Origin of the sequence: Microbacterium sp. MMO-10 (assembly GCF_037148715.1) — a bacterium.
In the GTDB taxonomy this organism is placed as follows: Bacteria; Actinomycetota; Actinomycetes; order Actinomycetales; family Microbacteriaceae; genus Microbacterium.
Genome location: NZ_JBBCSV010000001.1, coordinates 43599 through 58347, shown reverse-complemented (window position 1 = coordinate 58347; position 14749 = coordinate 43599). Strand labels below are relative to the sequence as shown.

Annotated in this window: 13 protein-coding genes; 10 read left to right on the top strand and 3 right to left on the bottom strand. The window is 71.4% G+C overall.

The annotated features are described in order from the left end of the window. Positions 1-57 precede the first annotated feature (57 nt). Complete coding sequence (locus tag WFJ17_RS00260; RefSeq protein WP_292887447.1) at positions 58-1440, bottom strand: aldehyde dehydrogenase family protein; 1383 nt, start codon at positions 1438-1440, stop codon at positions 58-60. Positions 1441-1536: 96 nt separating this feature from the next. Continuing rightward, entirely contained in the window at positions 1537-2697 is a 1161-nt protein-coding gene (locus WFJ17_RS00255) for a PucR family transcriptional regulator (protein ID WP_336647343.1), read from the bottom strand. Positions 2698-2840: 143 nt separating this feature from the next. Between WFJ17_RS00255 and WFJ17_RS00250 the strand changes: the two genes are divergently transcribed. Beyond that, positions 2841-4451, top strand: a complete 1611-nt coding sequence (locus WFJ17_RS00250; RefSeq protein WP_251447894.1) for a thiamine pyrophosphate-binding protein — start codon at positions 2841-2843, stop codon at positions 4449-4451. Positions 4452-4552: 101 nt separating this feature from the next. Here WFJ17_RS00250 and WFJ17_RS00245 read toward each other — a convergent pair whose 3' ends face one another. Continuing rightward, a complete protein-coding gene (locus WFJ17_RS00245; RefSeq protein ID WP_336647342.1) occupies positions 4553-5755 on the bottom strand; it encodes a M20 metallopeptidase family protein in 1203 nt (400 codons plus the stop codon). A gap of 157 nt (positions 5756-5912) precedes the next feature. Here WFJ17_RS00245 and WFJ17_RS00240 point away from each other — a divergent pair, with 157 nt between their 5' ends. From WFJ17_RS00240 to WFJ17_RS00200, 9 genes are all read left to right on the top strand, one after another. After that, positions 5913-6593, top strand: coding sequence for a FadR/GntR family transcriptional regulator (locus WFJ17_RS00240; protein WP_251447888.1), 681 nt, complete (start codon positions 5913-5915; stop codon positions 6591-6593). Positions 6594-6687: 94 nt separating this feature from the next. Next, a complete protein-coding gene (locus WFJ17_RS00235; protein WP_336647341.1) occupies positions 6688-7737 on the top strand; it encodes a pyridoxal phosphate-dependent aminotransferase in 1050 nt (349 codons plus the stop codon). A gap of 238 nt (positions 7738-7975) precedes the next feature. Beyond that, a complete protein-coding gene (locus WFJ17_RS00230; RefSeq protein WP_292887432.1) occupies positions 7976-9751 on the top strand; it encodes an ABC transporter permease in 1776 nt (591 codons plus the stop codon). Positions 9752-9771: 20 nt separating this feature from the next. After that, complete coding sequence (locus WFJ17_RS00225) at positions 9772-10890, top strand: ABC transporter substrate-binding protein (protein WP_336627843.1); 1119 nt, start codon at positions 9772-9774, stop codon at positions 10888-10890. A gap of 40 nt (positions 10891-10930) precedes the next feature. Continuing rightward, positions 10931-12103 (top strand): ABC transporter ATP-binding protein, encoded by a 1173-nt coding sequence (locus tag WFJ17_RS00220; RefSeq protein ID WP_251447876.1) that lies wholly within the window; start codon positions 10931-10933, stop codon positions 12101-12103. A gap of 26 nt (positions 12104-12129) precedes the next feature. Continuing rightward, positions 12130-13395, top strand: coding sequence for an amidohydrolase family protein (locus tag WFJ17_RS00215; RefSeq protein WP_251447872.1), 1266 nt, complete (start codon positions 12130-12132; stop codon positions 13393-13395). Position 13396: 1 nt separating this feature from the next. Further along, complete coding sequence (locus tag WFJ17_RS00210; RefSeq protein WP_251447869.1) at positions 13397-13711, top strand: hypothetical protein; 315 nt, start codon at positions 13397-13399, stop codon at positions 13709-13711. Then, a complete protein-coding gene (locus WFJ17_RS00205; protein WP_251447866.1) occupies positions 13708-14097 on the top strand; it encodes a Rieske (2Fe-2S) protein in 390 nt (129 codons plus the stop codon). Before WFJ17_RS00210 ends, WFJ17_RS00205 begins: the two co-directional genes overlap by 4 nt. Positions 14098-14201: 104 nt before the next feature. After that, positions 14202-14702 (top strand): amino-acid N-acetyltransferase, encoded by a 501-nt coding sequence (locus tag WFJ17_RS00200; RefSeq protein WP_251447863.1) that lies wholly within the window; start codon positions 14202-14204, stop codon positions 14700-14702. Positions 14703-14749 lie beyond the last annotated feature (47 nt).

Sequence of the window (14749 nt, the reverse complement as noted above, 5' to 3'; positions counted from 1 at the left end):
GAGCCCCGGCGCAGCCGGAGCGAGACGAAACGCGGTCGCCCCGGCCGGCGCCGCTGCTCAGCGGCGGATGACCTTCGTCGCCGCCATCGCCTTGAGTCCCTCGACGCCGAACTCCAGGCCGTAGCCGGAGGCCTTCGTGCCGCCGAAGGGGATGGACGGATCCACGCCGCCGTGCTGGTTGATCCACACCGTGCCGGCGTCGAGGCGCTGGGCGACCTCGGCGGCCGCGTCGGCGTCCGGGCCCCACACCGAGGCGCCGAGGCCCTGCTCCGTGCCGTTCGCGCGGCGCACGGCGTCGTCGACGTCGGTGTAGCGCACGACGGGCAGCACCGGGCCGAACTGCTCCTCGTCGACGATCGCCGCGCCGTCCTCGACGTCGGCGACGATCGTGGCGCGGTAGAAGAGCGGCCCGAGGTCGGCGGCGGGCTCTCCGCCCGTGACGATCCTGCCCCCGCGCTCGCGGGCGTCGTCGACGAGGCGCGAGACGATGTCGAACTGGGCGGGGTTCTGCACCGGCCCGAGCCGGTTGCCCTTGTCGTGCCCGGAGCCCATCGGCGCGGCCTCGGCGCGCTCGGCGAGCGCGGCGACCACCTCGTCGTAGACGGAGTCGTGCACGTAGAGGCGCTTGAGGGCGGCGCACACCTGCCCGGTGTTCATGAAGGCGCCCCAGAACAGGCGGTCGGCGACCGCCTGCACGTCCGTGCCGGGCAGCACGATCCCGGCGTCGTTGCCGCCGAGCTCGAGCGTGAGCCGGGCGAGGTTGTGCGCCGAGCTCTCGACGATCCTCCGGCCGGTCGGAGTGGATCCGGTGAAGACGATCTTCGCGACGTCGGGGTGCGCGGCCAGCGCCGCCCCCACCTCGCGGTCGCCGGAGACGGCCGTCACGACGTCGGAGGGCAGGTGGCGGCGGAAGATCTCGGCGAGGGCGAGCACGCTCAGCGGGGTGTTCTCCGAGGGCTTCATGACCACCGTGTTGCCCATGCGCAGCGCCGGCGCGATGTGCCAGACCGAGATCATCACGGGGAAGTTCCAGGGGCCGATCGACGCCACGACGCCGAGGGGGACGTAGTGCAGCTCGGTGCGGGAGGCGCCCTCCTCGCGCAGCACCTGCGGCTCCAGGACCGTGTCGGCGGCGGCGCGGAGCCAGTGCGCGGCGCCGTGCACCTCTCCGGCGCCGTCGATCTTGCCCTGCTCGGCGGTGACGATCTCACCGAGCTCGTCGGCGTGCGCGTCGAGGTCGTCGGCGACGAGGTGCAGCAGGCGGGAGCGCTCGGCGTGGCCGAGCGCGGCCCAGCCGGGCTGGGCGGACCGCGCGGCGTCGATGGCCCGATCCAGGTCCGCGACGGTGCGGATGGGGGCCCGCCCGACCTCCGCGCGGGTGGCGGCGTCGAGGATCGGGCGGCCGTCGGGGTCGGAGACCGAGGTCAGCAGTGCGTTCATGGCAGCTCCCTTGCGTGCGGCGGGGTCGCGGCGATCGGAGGACGGCCGCAATAATCACTAATCAATATAGTCAATTGTCCGATCGCTGTCTGCGGATCAGCGCAGGCCGGCGAGCGTCGCGACGCGCAGGGCCGTGTGCAGCTCGCGGCGCACGCCGCCGTCGGCGAGGTCGACGTCGGCGATCGCGCGGATCCGGTCGAGCCGGTAGTAGAGCGTGCTCCGGTGCACGTGGAGCTCCTGCGCCGTGCGCTGCGCATCGCAGCCGCAGTCCAGATACGCCTCGAGCGTGTGCGCGAGGTCGGGGCCGGACTGCGCGTCGAGCAGGCGCTGCACGGCCTCCGGGAGATCGGTCAGCGCGAGCTCGGCGAGCGGCAGCTGCAGCAGCACCCGGTCCAGGCCCAGCTCGGCCCAGTGTGCGACGCTGCCGCGCTCGCCGTCGACCACCGCCGCGCGCTGCGCGATCCGCGCCTCCCGGAGGGAGCGGACGGCCGAGGCGAGCGGGGCGTGCGCGCCGCCGATCCCGGCGCGCAGCGCGGAGAACGCCGGCTGCGCGAGGAGGGCGGTGAGGCGGTCGGCGTCGATCTCGTAGGGGACGGCGATCACGGCCTCCCCGTCGATCACGGCGCCGACCGCCTTGAGCGTCGGGAACACCGGGATGCTCGCGACGGCCCTGTCGAGCAGGAGGCGCAGGGTCGCCGCGCTCGCCGCCGTGCCGGGGGCGACGGCGAGCGAGATCGCGGTGTAGTGCGGCGCGGGGGAGAGCAGGCCGCTCGTGAGCAGCTCGTCCGCGGCCCGCGCGCGCTGCTCCGCGCCGCCGCCGAACAGCGCGGAGAGCAGCCGCAGCGCCCGGTCCTCGTCCTGTCTGCTGCCGAGCGCCATCGCGGCGAGCACGACGCCGAGCTGCTCGCGCCCGGTGCGCAGCACGTCGTCGTCGGCCGCGGGCTCGTGCCCCTCCGGGATCGTCGACGAGACGTAGCCGACGAGGTGGCCGTCGTGCCGGAGGGGTGCGACGAGCCGCGTCTGTCCGCCCTCGATCGCCGGGATCAGCACCGGGCCGTCGGCCTGGCCGACGCGGAACTCCCTGATCGACTCCCGCGCGCGGGAGGATCCGCGGTGGGCGAGGATGATCGCCAGCCGTGCATGGTCGACGTCGCCGTCGTGCACGCTGAACGCGATGACCGTGAACTCGGCGTCGAACACGATGATGGGTCGTCCGAGCCGGTCCGCATAGGCCTGCACCTGCGCTTCGAGCGTCATCGCCCGCCTCCCTTCCTGCTGCTCCCCGGGGTCCGCCGGGAGCTGTCGCGAGCCTCTGCGGAGGCGGCTGACGGGCGGCCGCGTTGCAGAGATCCGGGAAATAGATCTATATTCATTATATTCATTTCTTGAGAGGCGATGCGATGGCAAAGATGACAGGCGGCGACGCGCTCACCCTGGCCCTGCTCAGCGAGGGCGTCGAGACGGTCTTCGGGATCCCCGGCGTGCAGCTGGACGGGCTCACCGACGGGATGTACCGCAAGCAGGACGAGATCGACCTGCTGGTCCCCCGGCACGAGCAGAGCACGACGTACATGGCGGACGGCTACCACCGGGCCTCCGGGAAGCCCGGGGTTGCGATGGTGGTTCCCGGCCCCGGCGTGCTCAACGCGGGAGCGGGCATGGCGACCGCCTACGCCTGCTCCTCGCAGGTGATGCTCCTGGCCGGCACGATCCCCTCGCGCCTCGTGGGCGGCGGCCTCGGCGCCCTGCACGAGATCCCGCGGCAGAGCGAGACCGTCCAGGGGCTGACGAAGTGGTCGGTGCGTCCCACCCGGGCGGAGGAGATCCCCGAATTGGTGCACGAGGGCTTCCGCCAGATGCGCACGGGCCGCCCGCGCCCCGTCGCGCTGGAGCTGGGGCCGGACCTGCTGCACGCCGAGATCGACGTCGAGGTCGGCGACCCGTTCGCGGTGCCGGCCCCGGTCGCGCCGGCCGAGGACGTGGCGGAGCTCCTGCGCCTGCTCGGGGAGAGCGAGCGTCCCGTCCTGCATGTCGGCGGCGGCGTGCGCGGGGAGCGCGCGTTCGCGCTCATCGCGGCCCTCGCCGAGAAGCTGGACGCCCCGGTCGTCATGAGCGAGAACGGCCGCGGGGCGATCGACGCGCGCGATCCGCATGCGCTCCCCGCGTTCGCCCTCTGGGAGCTGCGCGCGACCGCCGACCTCGTGATCTCGTTCGGCAGCCGCTTCCTCACCCCGTTCGGTCAGCAGCTGAACGTCGGCGACGCGAAGATCGCGCTCGTGAACGTCGAGGCCGCGGATCTCGGATCCCCGCGGCGGCCCGACCTCGCGATCCAGGCCGACGCGACCGCGGTGCTCGAGGCGCTCGTCGCCGAGGTCCCCGCGCGTGCGGGCTGGGGAGACGAGCTGCGCCGGCTCCGCGCCGAGTGCGAGGAGCGGATCCGCGAGCGCGTCGCGCCGCAGATGGCCTTCGTCGACGCGATCCGCGCCGCGCTGCCCGAGGACGGCGTCTACGTCAACGAGCTCACCCAGATCGGCTACGTCTCCACCTACGGCTTCCCCGTGCAGGCCCCGCACTCGTACGTGTGGCCCGGCTACCAGGGCACGCTCGGCTACGCGATGCCCACGGCCCTCGGCGCCGCGGTGGGCGCGGGCGGACGCCCCGTCGTCGCGGTCACCGGCGACGGCGGGATCGGCTGGTCGCTGCAGGAGTTCGCGACCGCCAAGCGCTACGGGATCCCGCTCGTCACCGTGCTGTTCGAGGACGGACGCTTCGGGAACGTCTGGCGCATCCAGCGCGACACCTACGGCGGACGCTTCATCGGCTCCGACCTGGTCAACCCCGACTTCGCGCTTCTCGCGCAGGCGTTCGGGATCGACTTCGTGGACGTCGAGGACGCCGATGGCGTGCGCACCGCGATCGAGGCCGCGATCGCGGCCCGGCGTCCGGCGATCGTCCGGGTGCGGGTGGACGTGTTCCCCTCGCCCTGGTCGCTCATCCACGAGAAGCACTGATCCGCGCGGGGGTCGTGGCGGCCGGCGGCGGAGGGATCCGGCCCGGGCGTCGCGGCCCCCGAACCCGTGTCCGGCAGGGCGCCGCGGCGATCCGGCGGGGCTCATCGGGGACCGACGTGCGCGAGGGCGAGTGCGGCGAGCGCCGCGGCCTGGTCTGCGAGGATCCCGTCGTCGAACACCGCGCGAGGGGAGTGGTTCATCTCCGCCTCGTCCGGGTCGACCCCCTCGGGCGTCGCGCCGAGGAAGAGGAACGCCCCCGGCACCTCGGCGAGTACGGCGGAGAAGTCCTCGGAGGCCATCGAGGGCTCGGCGGCGGTGATCGCACGATCTGCGCCGAGCAGCCCGCCGATCGTCGCGAGCGCCCGCTCGGCGCAGGTCTCGTCATTGACGGTGACCGGGTAGACGGTGCGGAACGAGACCTCGGCGCGGCAGCCGTGCGCGGCCGCGATCCCCTGCGCGAGAGCCGGGAGCTCCGCCTCCAGCACCCGCCGGCTGCGCTCGGAGAGGATGCGGATGGTGGCGCCGAGCGAAGCGGTGTCCGGGATCGCGTTGATGATCTCGCTCCCGGAGAGCTTGGTCACGGACAGGACGATCGGATCCGAGACGGGGAACCGCCGGGTCGCGAACGCGTGCAGGGCGAGGACGATCTGCGCGACCGCGGGCACCGGATCGACGGCCTGCTGCGGACGGGACCCGTGCCCGCCGCGGCCCTCGACGACGATCTCGAGCGCACAGGCGCCCGCCATGATCGTCCCGCCGCGGGTCGAGAACACTCCGGGTGCTCCCGGGAGCACGTGCACGCCGTAGGCGGCCTCGACGCGCGGACCCGCCGCATCCAGGACCCCCTCGCGGATCATCCGCAGGGCTCCGCCGCCGGCCTCCTCGCCCGGCTCGAACATGAGCACGACCGACCCCGCCAGCTGCTCCCGCCGCGCGGCCAGCAGCCGGGCGGCGCCGACGAGCCCCGCGGTGTGCAGGTCGTGGCCGCAGGCGTGCATGACCCCGTCGACCGTCGAGGCGTAGGGGAGCCCGGTGCGCTCCGCGACGCGGAGAGCGTCCATGTCGGCGCGCAGCAGCACGGCGGGGCCGGGGCGGGAGCCGCGCACCACGGCCGTGATCGAGGAGAAGTCCTCAGGGCCTGCGGTCACCTCCAGACCGATCCCGTCGAGGGCGTCGAGCACGGCGCGCTGCGTCCGGGGGAGGGCGAAACCCGCCTCGGGATGCGCGTGCAGCGTGCGACGCAGGGCGACGAGCTCGGGCAGGAGCGCACTCGCGTCCGTGCGGAGCGCGGCGGGGTCCGTCATGAGGGCTCCTTCGTCCCAGATCGACGATCCGTGGCCGCCGATGCCGATTGGATATGATGAATATATCCAATAGAGGGTGCACCGAGGCGGGTCACCTCATACTCTGTACTCACGCGTGGCCGGCTCGGGGTCACCGCAGGGACCACCGGGGGAAGTCATGACGCAGATCACCAACGCCGCCGTCGCCGTGCAGGTGGCGAAGTCGCTCGAGGACGAGATCGTCTCGGGCGGCTGGAAGGCGGGGCATTTCATCGGGAGGCGGCAGGAGCTCGCCACCCGGTTCGGGGTGGCGCCCGCGACCCTCGGCGAGGCGATCCAGCTGCTGCGCTCGCGCGGCGTCGTGGATGCGAAGCCCGGCCCCGGCGGCGGCATCTTCGTCGCCTCGCGTTCGCCGTTCATGCAGCTCAGCGACCAGCTGCTGCAGCTGCGGGAGGGCAAGGCGACCGCGAGCGACTGCCTCCGCGTGCTGGACGCGCTGGACGGACTCGTGCTGCACGACGCGATCGAGCACGCGAGCGACGACGACGTCGCCGAGATCGCGACGCTGGCCGAACGACTCGAGTCCGTGTGGGGCACCGAGGCGGGCCCGTCGGCGATCTGGGCGCTGCACGCGCGGATCGCCGAGATCACTCCGAACGAGCTGCTGCGCAGCCTCTACACGAATCTCGTCGACTACATCATCGCCGAGCAGCTCGAGGGGGCCACGGCGCCCAGCACGTCCGAGCGGCTGCGCACCCACCTGGACTTCGCGGAGGCCGTCGGCCGCCGCGACCACGCCCTGGCGCGCTCCGCGGCCGAGCGGCACCGCCATTCCTCGGTCGCGACCCTGCTCTCCTGAGGATCCGAGCACCCCGGCGGGTTGACAGGACGGCGCGTCTTCAATAATGTTCATATTCATTATTAAGAATTAGTTCCTGGCCCGAGGAGGACGCATGCCGCTCGAGTTCCGAGGCGTCGTCGACGAGATGCTGCAGACCCCGAACCGTCCCGCCGGGGCGACCCCGCCGCCGATCCGGCTCTCCCAGAACGAGATGCCCTGGACGCCGTCGGCCCCGATCGTGGCGGCCATGTCCGCGGCGGTCGAGACGTCGCACCGCTACCCCGACTACCACCGCGCCGCCGCGCGTGCCGCGATCGCCGGGGCGCTCGGCGTCGACGCCGCCCGGGTGGCCGTGGACAACGGCTCCGGGTCGCTCCTGCACGGTCTCGCCCGGCTCGTCTGCGAGCCGGGGGTGCACGGCGTCTATCCCGCCCCGTCGTTCGAGGCGTACAAGGCGGCCCTCTCGCTCGCCGGAGCAGACGCCTCCGCGGTGGGCCTGGCCGCCGACGGGGCGATGGACCTCGCGGCGATGGCCGCCGCGATCCATCCCGAGACCCGCATCGTCTATCTCTGCAACCCGAACAACCCCACCGGCGGGCTCATCCCCATCGACGGCCTGCGGGCGTTCCTGCGGGAGGTTCCGGAGAACGTGATCGTCGTGCTCGACGAGGCGTACCGGGAGTTCGTCACCGACGAGCCCGTCGAGGCGACCCTGCCGCTGCTGGACGAGTTCGAGAACCTCGTGATCCTGCGCACGCTCTCGAAGTCGCACGGTCTCGCGGGCATCAGGGCCGGGTACGCGGCGGCCTCCGAGCGGATCGCGGAGGCGCTGCGGCGCACCTCGGTCGGCTTCGCGCTGAACGGGATCGCCGAGGCCGCGCTCATCGCCGCCTTCAGCCCGGAGGGCGTCGAGATCGCCGCGGAGCGGGTTGCCACGATCGTCGCGGAGCGCGCGCGCATCGTGCGGGCGCTGGACGAGGCCGGCGTGGAGGTCCTCCCGAGCCAGTCCAACTTCCTCTTCCTCCCCGGCGACGCGGGCGACCTCATGGCCCGGTTCGCCGCACAGGGCGTGCTCGCCCGGCCGTTCCCGAACGCGGGCGGCGCCCGCGTCACGGTGGGCCTGCCCGCCGAGAACGACGCCGTCCTGGCCGCCCTGCTCTGAGTCTCAGAACGATCCCCGGCGCGTCGCGATCGCGCGCCGGGGATCGCCGACCGACACGATCGCACCCCCGGCGGACCGGGTTCCGACACCGTGTCGGATCGCCCGGGAAGGACTTCGGAGCCGGGCCCGATGAGGCTCGCGCAGCGGCTTCCTACGCTGACAACACGACAGACGGAGCGGTCTGGACCCGGGTGACCGGAGGTCTCGGATCCGCTCTCGCGAACGGAAGAAGAGGGCAGTGACGGCAAGCGACTTCGAACGCGACCGGCGAGCATCGATCCGGCGCTCGCTGACCGGCGGGTTCGGCTGGACCGTGTTCCTCGCCGCCCTGACGCTCGTGTTCGTCTACCCGGTCTCGATGATCGCGATCGGCGCCTTCCGCGACGGCCTCCCGTCGGACGACCTGCCCTTCACGATCGACGGGCTCGTCGCCGCGTTCCAGGATCCCGAGACCTGGAAGACGATGGGCAACTCGCTGCTGCTCGTGGTCGTGTGCGGCACGATCTCGGTCGCCGGCGGCGGCCTGTTCGCCTGGATCGCGGCGAACACCAACGTCCCGGGCCGCCGCCTGCTCACCCCGCTCATGGCGGTGAACCTGTTCGTGCCGCCGCTGTTCCACACCCTCGGCTGGATCATGCTCGGCAACCCGCAGAACGGGCTGCTGAACCAGTTCGGGCGCATGCTCGGCATGCACGGGCCGATCATGAACATCCAGAGCTGGGGCGGCCTGTTCCTGCTCATGTCGCTGGGCTACATGCCGTTCGCCTACCTGCTCATGCTCGGCGCGTTCAAGAACCGGGACCAGTCGCTCGACGAGGCCGCCGCGATCAGCGGAGCCGGTGCGGTGCGCACCTTCTTCACGATCACGATCCCCTCCGTCGGGCCCGCGATCACCGGTGCCGCGATCCTCATCGCCGTCCTCGTGTTCCAGTCCTTCGACAGCCCGCAGCTCATCGGGCGCCAGGCGAACATCTTCGTGTTCTCGACGCAGATCTTCCACTACGTGCGCGATCAGGCGCCCGCGGAGTACACGAAGGCCTTCGCGCTCTCGCTCGTGCTCATCGTGCTCGTCCTGCTGCTGTTCCTCGCCCAGCGCTGGATCCTGCGGGGGCGCAGCTTCACGACCCTCACCGGCAAGACCTCGCGGCGCGAGCCGCAGGAGCTCGGCCCGGTGCGCTGGGTGCTCTCCGCCCTCATCGTCGTCTTCCTGCTGCTGAACCTGATCCTGCCGCTGTTCGCGATGATCCTGGGCAGCCTGCAGCCGATCTTCGGTGTCATGAGCACCGGGCTCACCTTCGACAACTACGTGCAGATGCTGACGGATCCCGAGTTCAGCTCGAGCCTGGGCCTCACCGCCTGGCTCGCCGTGATCGGCGGCTTCGGCTCGATCGCGGTCGCGCTGCTCACCACGTACGTCACGGCGCGCCGGACCGGCTTCATCCGCTCCTACACCTCGTTCTCGGTGTGGATCCCCTGGGCGCTGCCGGGCATCGTCCTGGCGCTGGCCTACATGTTCGCGGTGCTCTACGTGCCGGCGTTCCGGGGCCTCTACGGCACGGCGTTCCTCATGACGCTCGTGCTCATCGTCGCCACGATCCCGGTCTCCAGCCGGATCGCGGAGGGCGCGCTCGCCCAGCTCTCGCCCGAGCTGGAGGAGGCCGGACGCACCTCCGGGGCCGGATCCTGGCGGGTGCTGCTCACGATCGTGCTCCGGCTCGTCGTGCCCAGCTTCCTGTCGGGCTGGTTCCTGTCCGCGCTCTTCATCGCCGGCAACCTGTCGGTGCCGATGCTGCTCGCCCCTCCCGGCCTGCAGCCGGTCTCGCTGACCGCGTTCCAGCAGTTCCTCCAGGGGAACATGTCGCAGGGCGCCGCCCTGTTCATGATCATCCTCGTCGCGGCCATGGCCGTGCTCGCGCTCGCCGCGCTCTCCCTGAAGCTGGCCGCCTTGTTGCGCGCCCGCGCGGGGCGCGCCGGCCGGGCCCCCTCAGTCCCCCTCACCCGGATCACCCCCTGACACACCCGAGAGGAAGAATGATGACGTTCTCCCGCACTACCCTTCGCCTCACGACGGCGGCCCTGGCCGTCGGCGCGCTGGCCGCCCTGACCGCCTGCTCCTCCGGCGGCGCCGCCGCCGACCCGGGCAAGACGATCGAGGTCCCCGGCGCGAGCGCGGCGGGCAACAGCCACATGAACGACCTGTACAGCAAGGCCGTCAAGGCGGGAAAGACCGACCTCGTCCTGTACGGCCCCAGCGTCTCGTCGCAGAAGGCGCTGTTCAAGGTCTTCACCGACCGATTCCCCGGGATCAAGATCGTGCAGCAGGATCAGCCCGATGCGCAGAGCATCACGAAGATCGAGACCGAGGCGCAGAGCGGCAACCGCATCGCCGACATCTACGACGGCGGCGAGTCGCCCCAGGTGGCGGCCAAGCCCGACCTCTGCACCACGGCCGACGTGAAGACGGCGCCCGACGGCTTCGAGATCCCGTCGAACTACGACGGACGCCTCACCTACTACGCGATGCGCTACTTCGTCTTCGTCTACAACACCGACATGGTGAAGAAGGACGAGGCCCCGCAGAACTGGAAGGACCTGCTCGACCCGAAGTGGAAGGGCAAGATCACGGTCGGCGACCCGACGGTGCCGGGCGGCATCCGCTACATCCTCACGTCGCTCATGGTGCCCGAGAGCGCCGACAAGTGGGGCAAGTCCTACGTCGAGGCGCTCGCGAAGCAGGACGTGCAGTTCGCCCAGTCCGAGCCGAACGTCCCCGCCGACGTCGCCAGCGGCCGGTTCCCGGTCGGGATCGCCGTCTACCAGGGCTTCTACGAGGACGTGAAGGCGAAGGGCGGCCCCATCGCCGCGGTCTTCCCGCTCGACGACGGCGGCAACTTCATGTCCCGCACCGGCATGTGCATCGTGAACAAGGCCCCGCACGCGGACGCCGCGCAGCTCTACATCAACTGGCTGTACTCGCCCGAGGGGCAGAAGGCGCTCGCCGAGAAGAACAACTCGTACGGCTGGACGCCGGACGCACCCGGACCGCAGGGCGCACCGGCGCTCGGCAAGCTCGGACGCCTGCCGTTCTCCAACCCCGACCCGGACTTCAACCAGCCCTACTTCGACTTCATCAACACGCAGTTCAAGAAGTAGCGCTCGGCCCCGACCCCCACACGAGAGAGCACTGATCGGCATGACTGAGGTCCAGGTATCCGGACTGACCAAGCGCTACGGCGGCAAGACCGCTCTGCACGGATTGGATCTGACGATCGGATCCGGCGAGTTCGTCACCCTGCTCGGCCCGTCGGGCTGCGGCAAGACGACGACGCTGCGGTGCCTGGCCGGTCTCGAGCGCCCGACCGGCGGACGCATCAGCATGGGCGATCGCATCGTCGTAGACACGGACCGGCGCACCTTCGTGCCGGCCGACAAGCGGCAGGTGGGCATGGTGTTCCAGAGCTACGCGCTCTGGCCGCACATGAGCGTGGCGGAGAACGTCGCGTACCCGCTCAAGGTCGCGCGGGTGGGGGCGGCGGAGCGCCGCGCCCGCGTCGCCGACATGCTCTCCGCGGTGGGGCTCGCGGACTTCGAGAAGCGTCCGGTCACCGCCCTGTCGGGCGGTCAGCAGCAGCGGGTGGCTCTCGCCCGCGCTCTGGCCGCCCGGCCGGGCATCATCTTCTACGACGAGCCGCTCTCCAACCTCGACTCCAAGCTGCGCTACCAGATGGGCCAGCAGGTGCGCGCGCTGCACAACCAGTTCGAGACGACCTCGGTCTACGTCACGCACGACCAGGAGGAGGCGATCACGCTCTCCGACCGGATCATCGTGATGAGCGAGGGCGCCATCGTGCAGGACGGCACGCCGAGCGAGCTCTACGACCGGCCCAACTCGGCGTACGTCGCCGACTTCATGGGCTTCCAGAACATCCTGCCCGGCACGATCCGCGCGGTGCGCGACGGGATCGCCGACGTCGAGGTCGACGGGACGTCGCTCGTCATCGCCGGGGTCGTGACCGGCGAGGCTGCGGCGGGGGAGAGGGCCGACGTCGCCTTCCGGGCCGCGCACGCCCGGCTCATGCCCGCCGCCGACCTCGCGCCCGGCGCTGGGCGGTTCGCCGCCGCCGTCGAGCGCACCACCTATCTCGGCAGCGCCGTCAACCTCCTCGTGCGCGCCGACGGACTGCCCCTGCGCGTGCGCGTCGAGACGGGCGAGATGGCCGCCGACGCGGTGCCGCGCCCGGGCGACGGGTACGGCTTCGCCGTCAACCCCGCCCGCGCCGTCGTCATCCCGCACCGGGTCGCCGCGGCGCCCGCGGACGACGACTACCTGACCACCATGACCGATGCGATCGTCGCCGCCCACTGAGCGGACGAAGCCCGAGAGGAATGCCCATGAGTGACCTGCCCACCCCCCGCTCCGACGCGCCGCGGATCCGCGAGCTCGCCGAGATCGGCGGCCGCTCGGACACGAGAGACGTGCTCTCCCACGCGACCAAGCAGGCGCGGGACGACTACGACGACTACTTCATCGTCGACATCGACGCCCACGTCTCGGAGGACCACTTCTGGGGAGAGGTGCTCGACCTCATCGACAACGACGTGTGGCGGGATCTGGGCATGAGCCAGTACGCCGGCTTCGCGGGCAACAACGCGCTCCTGAACATCCAGCCCGGCATGTCGCACCAGAGCGTCGGCGGCCGCATCGGGCACCAGGGCCGCAAGGAGCCGGTCGAGGGCACGGAGGGGCACCCCTTCGTCACCGCCGCCCGGCGCGGCATGGACGCGATGGGCCTCGATTACCAGGTCGTGTTCCCCAGCGCGATGCTGCTGCTCGGCATGCACCCGCAGGACGAGGTCGAGGTCGTCCTCGGCCGGGCGTTCAACCGCTGGCTCACCGAGGTGATCCTGCCGCCGAACCCGCGCCTGAAGGGCATGCTCTACCTGCCCTACAACACCCCGGAGGTGTGCGAGGAGCTGGTCGAGAAGTACGCCGACAACGAGGGCATCATCGGCTACACGGTGTGCTCGACGCGCAACAACCCCGTGCACTCGGACGTCTACACGCGCCTGTACAAGCTCATCGAGGACAGCGGCAAGCCGCTCGCCTTCCACTCCGGCTACCACTGGGGGGATCCGTCGTTCGCGCAGCTGAACCGGTTCCTCTCGATGCACGCGCTCTCGTTCACGCACTACAACCAGATCCACGTCACGAACTGGATCATCAACGCCATGCCGGAGCGCTTCCCGAAGCTCAAGATGGTGTGGGTCGAGAGCGGCCTGGCCTGGATCCCCTTCCTCATGCAGCGCCTCGACCACGAGGTCCTCATGCGGCCGAGCGAGGCCCCCGGGCTCAAGCGCCTGCCGAGCGAGTACATGAAGGAGATGTGGTACACCACGCAGCCCATGGAGCGCACGAACATGGAGCTCCTCGAGGCGACCATGAAGTCGTTCAACGCCGAGACCCAGCTGCTCTACTCGTCCGACTGGCCGCACTGGGACTGGGACGCGCCGTCCACCATCACGCGTCTGCCCTTCCTCTCCGAGCAGGCCAAGCGCAACATCCTCGGGCTGAACGCCGCGCGCGTGTTCAACCTCCCCACCGACCGCAAGAAGCCCTCCGCGGAGCACGTGCTCCAGGAACGACCCGGGATCTCCTGACATGACCGAGAACACCATCACCACCGCCCCCGAGATCGCCGAGCTCTCGGCCGTCGTCACCCGCCTCGGCGAGCTCGTGCAGCACGTCGGCGAGGCGGAGCTGGGCGCCGAGGTCTCCGACGAGCAGATCGCCGACGTGCTCTACGCGGCCGCGCGGCTGTTCTCGGCCAAGACCGACCGCGTCGGCAAGATCGCGTGGCCGATCCGCGAGGACGCGCTCAACGCGACCGAGACCGTCGTGCTCGTCACGGCGCTCCTGGACGCCGCCGACGTGAACCTCTTCGACATGGCGATCTGGTACCGGAGGGCCGAATGAGCGCGCAGGTCGTCCGCCGCGACGTCGTGGTCGCCAGCCTCGCCGACCTGCAGGAGCGGGAGCGGATCGTCGTCGACGTCGAGGGCACCGAGCTGGGCCTCTACTTCTACGCCGGCGAGGTGCGGGCCTGGTACAACGTCTGCCCCCACCAGGGCGGCCCGGTCTGCCAGGGCAAGACCATGCCGCGCACCGTGCAGCTCGTCCGGGGCGAGGACGGCCTCAAGAGCGGGGGACCGGGGTTCCACCCCACCGACCGCAACATCGTGTGCCCGTGGCACGGGTTCGAGTTCGACATCCTCACCGGCAAGCACCCCGCGGATCACCGCGTCGGGCTGCGTCCGATCCCGGTCCGCGTCGACGCCGACGATGTGATCGTCACGGTCTGACGCGACCCGCGGACTCCTCCGGCCCCGCCGCCCCGCTCCCGAGAGCAGGGCGGCGGGGCCGCGTCGTCCGCGGCCGCACGAGGCTGCGGTCGTAGGCTGGAGGGATGAGCGACTATCTCGTCCGGCCCGCGCGGGCCGGTGACGTCCAGGGCATCTACGCGCTGCTGGAGCCGCTCGTGGAGCGACGGATCCTGCTCGGCAAGGACATCGCGGTGCTCTACGGCGCCGTGCAGGAGTTCGTGGTCGCGGAGGCCGACGGCGTGCTCATCGGCTGCGGCGCCCTGCACGTCATGTGGGAGGACCTCGGCGAGGTGCGCACCCTGCTCGTGCAGGAGGAGTGGAAGCACCACGGCGTCGGCCGGGCCATCGTCGACCAGCTCGAGGCGCACGCGAAGGTCCTCGGCCTCAGCCGCCTGTTCTGCCTGACCTTCGAGGTGCCCTTCTTCGAGCGCCGGGGCTTCTCGCCCATCGGGGAGCAGGTCGTGGATCCCGACGTCTACACCCAGCTCCTGCGCAGCGGCGACGAGGGCGTGGCCGAGTTCCTCGACCTCGCGCACGTGAAGCCGAACACGCTCGGCAACACCCGGATGCTCAAGCAGCTGTGACCCTGCCGTCGATCCGGGGCGGCGTCCAGGGTCCCGCAGGGCGCGCC